The sequence below is a fragment of the Tardiphaga robiniae genome (genome assembly GCF_001618955.1).
In the GTDB taxonomy this organism is placed as follows: Bacteria; Pseudomonadota; Alphaproteobacteria; order Rhizobiales; family Xanthobacteraceae; genus Tardiphaga; species Tardiphaga robiniae_A.
In genome coordinates, this window is sequence record NZ_LVYV01000006.1 from 98404 (window position 1) to 111798 (window position 13395).

Consider the following 13395-nt stretch of genomic DNA (forward strand, 5'->3'; position numbering starts at 1 on the left):
TGAGCCGTTAGAAACCACACAGGCCGATCTGCCCGGCCCTCATCAAGGGCGTTGGCGGCGCTTCTCTGCGGCTAGCTCCGCAACCTGGCTGTCCGTCAATGGACCCAGCCCAAGAACTTGATTTGGGCTGTTGGCATCATAGCCGCGGACATCGCTTCGCTTGCGGCGCCTCTCCTCCTCTTCCTTCCTGGCCTTTTCCGCGTCGGATGGGCTTCTATCGGCATCGCCGACACCGCCACCGTAACCCAGCACCTCGACGATGATCACCGACGGTTGGGCCGTTGCGGTCTGCTGGCCGGCGTCCTTGACGGCATCGGCGGCGGCCTTGTCCTTTGTGTCCGGCATCGTAATGACCGGTGGAGCTTCCGTCTTCGGCACGCCGTTTTTGTCGCCATCGACCTTGATGTTATCAAAGTTCCGCACCTCGCGTGCGGCGACGTACAGATTTCCCGAGGCCCTGCCGCCAGCGTCATTGAAATCGACCGTGCCATCCGGCGCGATCAGATCGAGATCGCCGGGCTCGACGCCGGCATAGCCGATCACGGTGCCGATGCCGGCGCCGCTGATCCCTGACTTTTCAACCAGTCGCGTGACTGCATCCTTGTCGGTGACGATCTGCGGCGGCGTTCCGACGCGCGTCGTCTTGGCGCCGCGGCCGGCATCAATATCCCCGAGCGTGGCCCAGATCGTGACGTCACCGCCGCTGAAGGTCAGCGCGCGGGAGCGGTTCACGACCACGCTCCGTTTCGCGAAGATGTCGATCTTGCCGTAGCCCAGCGTGATCAGGCCGAAGCCCGGCTGGACCACCTGGTTCAGCGCGGCGATCTGCAGCCCGCCGCCCGGCGTCATCACCTCGATATTGCCGCCCGACATGGTGCGGAACATGGCGTTGTCGCTCTCGACATTGCCCTTCCAGCCGTCGCCGGGGAACAGCGTGGCGATTGCGGCATAGCCGCGCCTGTAGCCGCCGGTCGCGCCGCCGGCGGTCTGGTCGCGGCCGGCTTCTCGAAGCTCCTGCATGTAGACCTGGCGCAGGAAGCGCTGCTGCGTTAGCGCCGGCATCGCCTTGAACGCCGCCCAAGCGTCAATTGGCGAGAGCGTCGTACCGGTCATGTCGAGGACGAAGGAAACTAGGCCATAGCGAGTCTGCTTGTCGCCGCCGAGGGCGGGCCGACTGTCGTCCGTAAAATACAGCGGCAGCACCTGACCGCCAACCATCGTGGTGAGATAAGCAGGCATCGTCTGCGTTGGATCTAGATAGGTCTTTGCCATGGAAGCGTAATCCGGCTGCTTGCCGTCGAGGCCCGCAATCATTTCGATTGAGGCGCCGGTCTTGGACAAGCCGTTGATTGTGGTGTTCGGCCGCACCTCGTTGGTGGTCGCGTCATACAGACGGTTGCCGTCGCTTCGGATCGCCAGCGCATCGCCATATATATCACGTCCGCTGGTCAGCAGGAGCGAGCCCGGCCCCTGGACGACGATCGCAGGAACGATGCTTGGATCCTGCGGTCTGATGTTGTGGTGGATGTAGTCATTGCCGGCATTCAACCACGACACGTCGGTGGAACGCAGATTGCGCAGGTTCAGGTTGAGGTCGCGGATATCCTTGTCAGCCGACATCCAGACTTGCTCGTTGGTGGTGATGGTGTTCTCGGTCTTGACAACCTCGCCGGCCAGGATGCGTCCGGCGCCGCGGAGGATGTTTCCATTCAGCGCATAGAACCGGCTCGGCTCCATGTCGCCGGCATTGGTCAGGACGTCTGGATTATTGATGCTACGAAAATACGCATTGCTGCCACCAAAATCGACCAGCGGATCAATCGGATTGCGCAGGATGTCAAGAAACCGCGTCTCGGAGAACCGCGTGTTGGTGTTGAGCTGCAGCGTGGCCCCGCCAAACGGGCGCAGATAGGACGGCAACATTCCGGGCGTAGCGCGGGCCATCACGATCATGCCAGCGGTGATATCCTGCGACGCCAGCATCGTCAGGTCGGAGGTGGCGCCGGGCAATGTTGCAATGCGGCCGAGATTGCTGATCGAACCATTCAGCGACGCAATCCGGGTCTGCGCCGGATATAGATTGCCGGAAAACTGGTTCAGAAAGGCAAGGACGTTGGGCGTAGTTGCCCTTGCGGAAGTCACATCCTGTGACAGATAGTTAATCTGGTTGACCAGCGTAACGTCGCCCCCCAACGAGGTCAGGTTCAGACGACTGTCGCCGGTTTCGCCGACCATCAGGGCCTGAGCATTGGCGCCCTTTTTCCGATCGAAGGCCATCAGCGGATCCATCACCGTCTGCAGACGCAGCTCCCCCGCGGTGCGAACGTCGAGACGCGCGTCGCCGAGCGCCAACACCGGCGCGATGTCGTAAGTCGTCCGCGAGGCGGGGCTGGTGATGATTGACAGGACCTGACGTCCGATAGCGAAGGTGTCGGCATCGATACTCCCCGTCCCCCGCGCGACATAGTAGTAGCCAGCCTTGATGGCGCCGCCGGCGACGACGTTCATCGCACCGCCATTGTCGATCCGCACCACGCCGTCGTCGGCCGTGACGCCGCCGGTGACGCGTCCCGTGGTGGCCAGCGCCACCATCAGGTTATCGAGATTGCTTCCGGCCTTGACGTTGACGTTGCCGCCGCCGAGCACGCCTATGCCCTGGGTGAAGGCGCCGTGATCGACCCACCAGGTCGATTGCGATTGCTGCGTGAAGCGCAGGTTTGCTCCGACATTGCCCTCCTTCTTGAGCCAGTCGCTGATGACCATGTTGTTGGTCATGACCGTCGGCAGCACCGAGCTGATGCTGCCGTTGGCGGCGATGTCGAGATGGCCGCCGAGCACGCCGTAGACCGCAGCGCCCGGCGCGCTGAAGCCCGCATAGCCGACATTGTCCTTGCGGCCAGCGGTGTAGATCACCGACTGATAGTGCGCGAGGTTGATGTCGCGGCCGGCGCGCACCGCGATATCGCCCGTGCCGGTGCGCACCTGATAGCCGGCCGCAGCGGTGCCGACGGTCAGCGAGCCGCTATTGGCCGCGAGGCTTGCCTGCGGCTTCACCGTCAGCGCACTAGCCGCGCCGAGATCCGCGCCGGCGACCAGCCGGATGTCCCAGGAAGCCTGATCCAGCAGTGCGCCGGTGCGGGTGGCGTTGCTGAAGCCGTCGCTGATGTTGCCGAGAATGTTCAGGTTGCCGGCGGCGCGCAGCGTCAGGCCGCCTTCACGGGCCGCGAACGTATTGGCAAGATCGATGTCGGAGGTCAGCGACAGATCGTCGGCGCTGCGGATCTCGATGCCGGCCATCACGTCGATGCCCGGGACAATCCGCGCTGCGATGCCGGGCGCTGCCGCCATGAATGCGCCGGCATCGACGATGGCGCCTGGGATGCCGGGGGCGCCGGGCAGCAACTGGGATTCGACCCTCCCGTCGGTGCTGGTGTAGACGGCGACGCCTTCCAGCACTGCCGAGCGCGCGCCGCTGATGACCGCCGCCAGATTGCTCACCATGACATCGGTATGAGCTGACTTTTGCAAGGCGCGGAAGCGCACCTTGCCGCCCTCGCCACCAGAGACGTCGATGCTACCGCCGCGGACGTCCAGCGTGCCGTTGCCGGCCTCGAGCACCACCCGGCCGCTGCCGAGCGTCGTGGTCGAACGCGCGGTCAGGCTCGATCCGGCCAGCATCGTCAGCCCGTTGCCGCCGGCGATCGCGATGCTGCCGCCATAGGCGGCGCTGGCATCGACGCTGCCGGTGATGGTGACAAGGCCGGCATCGGCGCTAAGCGAAAAGCTTTCTGCCCGGCTGCTGCCATCAAGCACGACATTGCCCGCGCGGACACGGAATGATTGCGAGCGCGTGAAGCCGGAAGCTTCCAGCTGCTGCGCCAGGCCTGCGAAGTTGGTGAGCGTGCCGACGTCGAGCGCAAATGACCCGCCTTTGCCCGCATCCGCCTGCGCATGGACGATGCCGCCGAGCACGACAGTTCCGCCCCCCGATGTCACCGCAAGGGTGCCTGCATCGCCGCCGGTCGCCGCGGCCAGTTTGAGAACCGAGCCGGCATGGGCGATCACGCTGCCGCCGGCCGAAGCCAGGTTGATGGTGCCGGCATTGGCGGAGGCCGTGACGTCGTTGAACGTCTTGATGAAGCCGCCGACATCGATCATCGCGCCATCGAGGATGTTGACGTCGCCCGACGTCGCGCTCAGCGAGACGATGCCGCCGATGGCATCGACGCGGCCGCCGAAGTCGATGCGGCCGCCGCTGAACGCCCAGCGCGAACCGAGGCTGTCCACGTCGCGCGCCACCACGGCATCCGCGCCGGCGACGACGAGGCTGCCGCCTGTCGCGATCGACTGGTTGGCGCCCTTCTGCCCGGTGATGAGAGGCGCGGAGAGGCTGACGGTCGCAGTACCGGCATTGAGGCTGCCGACGCCTTGGCCGCTGATGCTGCTGCGTCCCGTCAGCGCCACGGTGGCGAAGCCGCGGAAATTCTTGGCGCCGCTGCCGAGCACCAGCCGGTTGGCGCTGAGCGCCAGCGTGCCCTGTTCGGGCACCAGCGGATCGACGAAACTGCTGCTGGAATTACGCAGCACCACGATGTCGCCGTTAAGTGCAACCGAATTGGCGCTGCGCCCGACCAGCGCGGCGGCATCCAGCGTGACGGATCGCAGGCCTGAGGCGCCGAAATCGATCCCGGTGTAGAAATCGATGCTCGTGTAGCTGCGCAATGTCAGATTCTCGGCGCGATTGAACTGCGCCAGGCCATTGGCATCGAAGACAAGACCAGTGCCGCCGCCGAATCCGATTCTGCTGCCGGACAGCGTGATGTCCTTGGCCAGGACGAGCGCGGAGCCGGACAGCGTGGTGTTGCGGGTGGCATCGACCGTCAGGGCATTGCCGCCATCGATCACCGCCCCGGCGCCGATGGTGACGGTGCCTGTTGCGGTCCGATCGACGTTACTCCGCAGCACGTTGACCGCACCGCCGTTGGACAGCCGGATCAGTGCGCCATAGTCGCGCGCCGGGGTTGCAACCTGCGGTACGATGGTGAGATCGCTGTCGTTGCTGCTGGATGCACCCTGGGCGCGCAGCACGCTGCCGTCCGCGATCACAATGGTGTCGGTGGCGGCGAGGATGATCTCGGGGCTGGTCAGCGCGCTGCCGGCGTCGTTGCGGATGATAATGTTGCCCGCGCCAACGGTCAGCGCAACGCCGTTGATGGAATTGCTACGGGTGCCGCCGAGCAACAGGCTGGCTGCGCCAAAGCTGCTGAGCCGCGCCGAGTCGATGATCAGATAGCCGGCAAGGCCCGAGCGATCCTGTCCGGCACCGACCACGGCGATGTTGGTCGCAAAGATATCGACGAGGCCGCCGCGACCGCCATCGGCCGCTTGCGACAGAAGCTGCCCGTCCAGCGTCAGATCCCGGCGGGCCTTGAAGACCACCGAACCACCGTCCATTGGGCGGTCAGGAATGGCCGGGGTGAGCGCCGACAGGCGATATTGCGTCGTCCGGAAGGTTTCCGACGCAAAGAACGTGTTGGCGCTGGCTTCGTTGTATTCGCTGTAGGCGCGAACCACGCTGCCGCTCATCACCCGCCAGTTCGAGGCCTGAACATCAGACGCCCCGCTCACCGCATTGCCGGACCGGCCGGACATCAGAAGCGTGCCATCGGGCAGCCTGGTCGATGTTGGGATCGATTTTCCGGCGCTGCCCGCGACCATCTGGACCGCGAACGCCCCCGGCATCAGCGCATATTTCGCCGGCATCAGGTTGTACCACCCGGCTGCCAGACCATTGCCGCCGGCCAGCCACACGCCGCTGCCGACGGTGCCCGCGGGCGCCGTTGCCGACGCGAAGGCCGGCATGATGGCATAGGTGTTGGGCATAGCCAGGATGTCATGCGAACCGCCGCTGCCGACCACGAATTCCGACGCGTGCAGATTGCCGCCGCCGCGGATGTCGATGGTCGATCCCGCCGCGACGTTTACCGACGGCGCGTCGAGCATGATCTTCTTTTCCGGCAGCGCCGTAAGGACGGTCGGCGGATTGCCCGCGCTGCTGATCTGCACGGCCCAGTTCTCACGGTTGAGCAGCACACCATAAGGCAGGTCCATTCCGTCGCCAGACACCGAGACCACGGCACCGGCCCCAAGCGTGACCGAATTGGACGCGGACAATGTCAGCGAGCCGAACGGCACCCGGACGGTACCGCCGATATCGATGTCCGGCGCCTTGATCGTCAGGTTGCCGCCAGCCGACAGTGCCGCCGTTGGAGCGCCGTTGGCGCGGACGAGGATCCTGTCGGTGGCAGTGACAGTCGCCGTGGTCTGTGTTGTCGGATAGATTTGCCCGGCCTGCAGCGTCAGCGTACCGACCATATCCAGTAGCGCGCTCACCCCCGTCAGGGTCTCGCCTCTCACAGTGACCTCCGGCGTGCGCAAGCGCAGGTCGCCGGCGATCAACATCGTCGAGGCATAGCCGCGCACCACCGCGAGCGTGGCATCGATAACGCCTGCTCTCAGCACAAGTGAGCCGGTCCCTGCCGCGGCGCTGGTGGCGCTCAGGCCGCCATTCAGCGACAGCATACCGGCACGAATTTCGCCGCTGGCAACCGGATTGGCGGCAATGATCGTTCCAAATACCGTGACCGCCGCAGTCGGCACATCCATCACGGCGCCGTTGCCGATCATCAGGCCCAACATTGTGGAGAGATTGATAGCGGAGAAGCCGCCACCGTTGATCGCACCGATCGATGCCGTCACGTTCGTGCCGTTCGCACCGATCAGACTGATCGCGTCGAACAGGTTCGACGACGGCACGTTGCCGGCGCCGGCCAACGACGGATTGTAGATGCGTAGTCGGCCGCCAGCCGCACCCGGACCGCCCGCTCTGGCCTGCAGGCTGGCCTCGATCGACGACGGAGCGAGAGTTCCACCCTGCAACGAAATCTCGCCGCCATCGCTGGCCAACGAAATCGTCGCGTGGCCGCCGCGGCGGTACAACGGATCGTCGATTACGCCACTGGCCCCCGACACGTCAATCAGTACGCCAGATGCCAAATTCATCGCGCCCGTCAGACGGATGGCGCCACCGTTGAGCACACTTCCGCCGAGCAAACCGGTCTTGAAGTCCGGCGCAATGGCGGCGAGACCTCGCGCAGTAAACTGTGCATCGGGCGCAACGCGTAGCGTCGTAGCGGAAATCGAAATGGTGCCTGCCGGCGCATCGATGTGACCATTGACGACTACCGTGCCGCTGGCAACAGGAACGGCTGCAGTGGTGTTTTCAGCAAGGGTGATGCTGCCTTCGACGTCGGTCGTCAGCGTCGTTCCTGTTCCAACCGTGATGACCCTGGGTGCCGTGACGGTCAGCGAAGCGGATTTACGCGCCAGGCGCTCCGGCAGGTCGAGCACGCGAATCCGTCCGATATCCGCCAGCTTCGTTCCGGAAGGCACCGAGACGAAATCGGTGCCGAGATCGATGTTGACCGGGATCTGACTGATCGCCGCACCTTCGGCGAAGGTGACGTTGTCCTGCGCTTCGATCCGCACCGACCGGAAGCCGCGTTCGGCCAGCAATGTCGCTGGCAGATAGCTGATCGCCGGATCCGGCGGCACGATCCCGCCGATCTGGACACTGCCCGCGGCGCTGATCGTAAACGAACCGCCCGATCCGGCGGCGAAAGCACGCAGATCGATATCCGCCACGCTGGTGGCAAGGTTGCCCAGCGCAATGGCACCGGCATCGCCAAACTGCAGCTTCTGCTTGCTGCCAAGTTTTTTGAGCCAGCCGCCGCCGGAGACATCCAGCAGCGCCGTCTTGGCGATACTGACCTTGCCGTCAAATCCGAGAATCGTCGCATTGGGGTCGATCTGGATCTGGATCTCGCCACCGTTGATCTTCGGTGCGAGTGTCGCCGCGCCGTTACTGTATTCGTTGATCCACTGGCCGGACACGTCCAGCGTTACGCGATCGCCGATCACGACGTTGTCGTCCGCAAACAGTCTGATCTTGCCGCCGGCGATACGAATGTTGCCGTTGATCGCAATCGTACCAAGACTCCCCGTCGAGGGAGATCCGATCGTGCTGATGTTCAATTCGGCACCCGGCGACAGATCAAGGTCGGCGCCCGCTTCCTGCACGAACGACCTGTCGAAGAACAAGTTGAATTTTCCCATCCCCGACCGGTTGAGCATTCCGGAATCGAGCCAAACGGTCTTGGCACGGCTAGCCAATGGCAGTGGCGTCGTAGAATCGAAATAGGCCGTTGGCAGCATGGAATTGACATCGAAGTCACCCGCGAGGTGAACGGGCGATCGTGTGACGATCACGTTCGACGTCAGCCACGGATTGTCCTTTGTCGGACTCCCGCCACCGATCTGCAAAAGGCCGCCTGCCGCGGCCTTACCGCCGGCCGCCTGCCGTTCGCCGGTAATGACGTGGCCGTCGAGTTCGCCCTCCATGGCAAAGCCCGCACCGTTGTAGATGTAAATGCTGCCCGCGTTGCGGCCTTCCGAATAGCCCTGTTCGAACCGTCTGCCGTTGTGCCGGTCGAAAATCGAACTCCAGGTTTCGGTGACGTTGATCCGTGCGTGATAGCGCGAGAACCCGCCTGCCAGGCCGACATACTGCCGGTCGGGCATTGCCGCCCCGATATCGTAGATTCGGCCGTCGGCCCCGAGCAGTTTGGTCGTGGTGATGTAACCGTCGGCGTAACGAACCGAGCCACCGGCGATGTCGAGCATCGCGCCGGCGCGGACAACGATGTCACCGCTCGATTTCAGGTTGATCCTGCCGCCAACGGTCGATAGTTCAGCGAGATTGGTCGAGCCTGTGCCGATCCAGCCGCTGACATCGCCGATCGGCGTGCCTTTCCAACTACCGATCTTGTAGCTGCCGTCCTTGTTCTGGATCCAGTTCACGCCGGCCATCGGCCCATCGACGAATGTACCTTCGACGCGCTTGTCGACGTAGATGGTCGCGCCACGCAGCCAGGAGTCGATATAGAGTACGCTGTCGCGCAATTCGTTGATCCGCAGCTCGGCCTTCACCGTGTTGCTTTCCATCGTCAACAACACATCGCGCAGGCCAGCGACGCTCAACAACGCCCCTTCGCCAATGTAAAGTCGGCTGCCATCGGCGATGGACTTTTCTCCGTCGAGCGGTTCGACGGCGATATTGGGTATCTTGCTCGCGATCGCCGAAATGGTGCCCGACGGCGCCACTACAGTGGCACCCGCTTTGATGTCGATCAGGTTGCCGCGTAGATCGATGCTGCCGGCGCGGTAACGCGTATCGACGGCCGAAAGCTCTATGGCGCTGGTGTCGGTCAAGTCCGGCACCACGGTCGTGACGCTGTCCGATCCCAGTGTCAGCGTGCCGGCTCGCCAGCGATTCAGGGCATAGCTATCGCCGTTATGTCCGACGAAGCCCTGGCTCCAGCCGTGCAGAATGATTGAGCCATCCTGGTTGTTCAGCGCCGTCGAGGCAAACGCGCCCCCGTTCTGGGCGACGTTACGAGCCACCATCGTGATGTTGCCACGCGCGGCCTCGACCACGCCGCTGTTCAAGATACTGTAGCCTATGTCGGCGGCACGGGCGTCCATTTCGGCGATCGCGGACGCATAAATCAACCTCACCGCGGGTAGCGCATAGGTCCCATCGAAGTCGCTGTAGTTCATGGAGAAGCGCATTGGCGACGATGTCGTGACATCCAGACCGCGAACGGCGCTGGTCGCATCGAAAGTAAACGGGTCGAACAGCCACGCATTTTCGCCGGCGGCGAGCAGCGTCTGGCCATTCGGCGTCCGGATGGTGCCGGCATTGATGACATGCGGCGCAAACATCATGGCCTTACCGCCGACCTGGCTCTCGATCAGCGCACCGGCTTCGACCGTGACGTCGCCCGGCGTCCGTCCATACACGATAGGAGCTGCCGTGGGTTCCACGCTTGCGGGAATATCGCCGAAGGTCTGCAATACGATTGTGGAGTTATTGTTATTGTAACGGGCAATGACTGTGTTGATGCCTGCCATGAACTGCGCGTTACTGAGGTTCAGCGACGACGCCACCAGAGTGTGGACGTTGACCTGACTCGAACCGCCGAACACGATGCCGTTGCGGTTGATGACATAGACCTGTCCCTCGGCCTTGATGGTACCGAGAATCCGGCTCGGCGCAGCGGAAGAATCCAGCACGCGATTGAGCGCGATCCAGCTTGCGGAATTCGCACCGCTGGCGCTCTGGTCGAAGCGCAGGTCGGTCTCGCGGCCGACGTTGAACTTGTCCCAGGTGAGGATCGCCTTGGCTTCGTTCTGCTTGACCACGACCTCGGTTCGTCCGCCCGATGTGGTTTGCGTCGGCAGGTTGGCGCCCTGCCACAGGCCCGCACCGCCATCGGTCCTGCCCGACGTTGCACCGGGCGCGACGACGAGACCGCCCGGCACAAGCCCGTTCGGCACACCTGTTGCGGTCGCCATCGCCGCCGCACGCGCCGCTTGCTGCAGGTTGCGCATGGTCTGCATGGCGCTCGCTGCACGGATCATCGCCTGCGATCCGATTTGCGCGGCTTGCTGCGCCCGCGCCTGAGCCGCCTCTGTCGCGACATTGACCGCCGACGTCGGCGCTACACTCGAACTGCCGCCGCCGAGACTGCGCGCATCCGCTCCGCCAAACGACGTGGCCAGCAGTGCGACCACGCTGGCCCCAGCCAACAAAGCGCTATGCCCGAGACCGCGATACGCCTGCTTCGGACGCGTGTGCTGGACTGACATGCTGGCGCCTTCTCGATAACGGATTACAAACCGGCAGCATCGCCATTTCGCGACACTTCTAAGCCCGGGATGAATGGCACCGACGACGACCGAACAACTTTTTCAGGTTTCGTAAAGATTATTTCGACCGCAGCCGCGTCATCCGACGGCGGATACCAGCCATCATGTCAGGAACACGACACCGCCAGGCAATTCGCGGGCTTTTGCGCCGAAAATCTGGACGATCTGCACGATGATCTTGTCGGTCTCGGCGATCTTGATGCGGGCATTGAGCAAGCGCCGTCCGATATCGCCATTCATCAGAACGATGCGTCCCGGCCGATAGCGATTGAGCTCGGAGATCACCTGATGCACCGGTGTCGCATCGAATGTCAGTACGCCCTGCTGCCATGCCGTGATGCTGGCCGGGTCGATTGCGGCGACAGCGCCCATGCCCTGGCTACCGTATGTAACTTGCTGACCATCGGTAAGCGCCATGGACTGACCATCGCGCGCAACGTTAAGTTGGCCCTTGAGGCAACTGATGGACGCCTGCCCGCCGTCGCATCGCAGGTTGAATTCGGCATTGGTCGTGATTACGCGTCCGTTCGCCGCAACCACCGTCAACGGCGATTCAGATGCAGCCGTTGAAATGGCAGCTTCCCCCGATAACATTTCGATCTCCGTCGCCATCGGCGACTGGGTTCGGACTGCGATGCTGGTTTTTGTATTCAGGTCGAGCGCGACATGATTGGACAGCTGAACCTGCCGCCGCTCACCCGCGCCAGTGCGGTAATCGGCCATCAGCTCGGTATAGGACGGCCAGAGATCGAGCGGCGGGCGGATCGCGACGCATGCCACCGACGCTGCCGCCAACGCTCCTCCCAGGAACAACCGCCGGCTCGGCATCGCCGGAGACCGCCGCGGAGCGGCACGCGCCATCGGAATCACCTGCCGGTTGTGCGGGCCGCGACGGCTCTCGCTGGCGATCGGCCCCAGCGATTGCCACACCCGCCGCGCTTCAGCATAAGCGCTCCTGTGCTCCGGGCTCTGCCGATACCAGGCTTTCATTACGGCGACATCTGCCGGTGTCATATGCCCGGCCATGAAACGCACGATCCAGTCATAGGCCTCTTGCCTGACCGGATCGAGGTCCACAGGACGATCATCGGCAACGGACGCAATCTTCATCGGTGTTATCTCATTCGGCGTCGTCATGGCGGTCTTCGCGTGTTGCCGGGACGGGTGACACTTCCAAGGAAGATGCTTCTCGCGCGCCCGGACCGAATCTCCGGATCACGTCGCGGCTCACTTTCGCGCCACAAAACATCAGTGCTGCTTTCAGTTCTTTTTCGACGAGGCGCTGCGAGACGGCCAGTTCGTCGGCGATCTCGCGCAACTTGCGCCCTTCCAGCCGCGATGCAAACAGGATGTAGCGCCGACGCGGAGAGAGTTCGTCGAACGCCGCCTTGAGGGCCTCGAACTCCTGCCGGGCTTCCAGGCTGCGCAGCGGATCGGGCGCTTCATCGACAAAGCCGAGCGCTTTATCCAAGTCGGACAGGCTGGTCAGGCGGCGTTCGCGGCGAAAGCGCATCCGCGCAATATTGGTGGCAATCGTCAGCAGATAGCGCTTCGGACTATCGATGACGCTCATCAGCGAGGAACGCTCGAGATGCAGATAAGTCTCCTGCAACACCTCGCTTGCAACATCCTCGGATCCGAGCCGACGCGTGAGTCGCCGTCGCAGATCGTCATACTCGCCGACCAGCATCTGTCGTAGCAGGGTGACATCCGCGGAATTACTCATGGGCAGCGGATCGCGAATCCGTCCCTTGCCCCTGCATCATGCAGGCCGACGACCCCTGAGACTGTTTCGGCATGATCATCAGATTGACTGGCTGAGGCATGGCGGCCGGTGGCGGCGCGCCGATCAACAGCCCCGTCAGGGCGGCTATGTAGACACGATCACGCGCTTCGATCCCGGTTCCCGGCAGCAGCTCCGCGCGTTGCACGTCGCCCGTCGGCGATATCCAGACCCGCGCGAGAAAATCGTCAGGGTCGCTCGCAGCCACGGGGGCGCGGCAGAACGCCCGATCCAGGCCTTGCTGGACCAAAGCGAGATAAAGGGAAAACTCCGCGAGCCCCGCCTTTGCCCGTTTCACATCGGAGGCCACGGCGTGTAGTGCCGGCGCAAGAATGGTGATGGTACCGCGATCGAACGAGGTGCTCGACAAGCCGGTGCCCTTCAACATCACCCGCAGCGCAGCGTCTACCGGATATTCGCCATGCACCGGAAACGAACGCCGCCCGGAGACGACGCCAGTTTCGTAAAACAACGCGACCTGCGTGGCGACACCGAATGCCTTGAGCGCGACGTCCAGGGCCTGCGACGGAATATCCAGCATGACAGACTTGACGCCGGCGTCTTCCTGCGTCGCATCAACGCGCACGCGATCGATCCTGCTTTCCGCAGCGAGGGGGTGACTGGACAGCAACAAAACGAGACCTATCAGCGACGCACGGCCAGACCAGGCACGGGTCCAGATCGACAAACGCGCGCCCGGAGCCACGTCCGTCCTCCCCATCTGCAACTATCACATCAGCGCTGATGTAGGCCCCGTCTGTGACACTGACATGTCAAACAAC

At 63.5% G+C, this 13395-nt stretch carries 4 protein-coding genes; all 4 read right to left on the reverse strand.

Annotated features, from left to right (window positions below):
• Positions 1-42: 42 nt before the first annotated feature.
• On the reverse strand, positions 43-10770 hold the full coding sequence (locus tag A4A58_RS10295) for a filamentous haemagglutinin family protein (RefSeq protein WP_068731567.1): 10728 nt from the start codon (positions 10768-10770) through the stop codon (positions 43-45).
• A 162-nt stretch (positions 10771-10932) separates the two neighbouring features.
• On the reverse strand, positions 10933-11967 hold the full coding sequence (locus A4A58_RS10300; RefSeq protein ID WP_081421806.1) for a FecR family protein: 1035 nt from the start codon (positions 11965-11967) through the stop codon (positions 10933-10935).
• Positions 11951-12520 (reverse strand): RNA polymerase sigma factor, encoded by a 570-nt coding sequence (locus A4A58_RS10305; protein WP_068731571.1) that lies wholly within the window; start codon positions 12518-12520, stop codon positions 11951-11953. The genes A4A58_RS10300 and A4A58_RS10305 overlap by 17 nt, the downstream gene beginning before the upstream one ends.
• A 28-nt stretch (positions 12521-12548) precedes the next feature.
• A complete protein-coding gene (locus A4A58_RS10310) occupies positions 12549-13154 on the reverse strand; it encodes an STN domain-containing protein (protein WP_139069823.1) in 606 nt (201 codons plus the stop codon).
• Positions 13155-13395 lie beyond the last annotated feature (241 nt).

Bases quoted from the DNA above. Each gene is read 5' to 3' on its own strand.
- A4A58_RS10300 (WP_081421806.1), bottom strand. From the start codon at position 11,967: ATGACGACGCCGAATGAGATAACACCGATGAAGATTGCGTCCGTTGCC.
- A4A58_RS10305 (WP_068731571.1), bottom strand. From the start codon at position 12,520: ATGCTGGTCGGCGAGTATGACGATCTGCGACGGCGACTCACGCGTCGG.
- A4A58_RS10295 (WP_068731567.1), bottom strand. From the start codon at position 10,770: ATGTCAGTCCAGCACACGCGTCCGAAGCAGGCGTATCGCGGTCTCGGG.
- A4A58_RS10310 (WP_139069823.1), bottom strand. From the start codon at position 13,154: ATGCTGGATATTCCGTCGCAGGCCCTGGACGTCGCGCTCAAGGCATTC.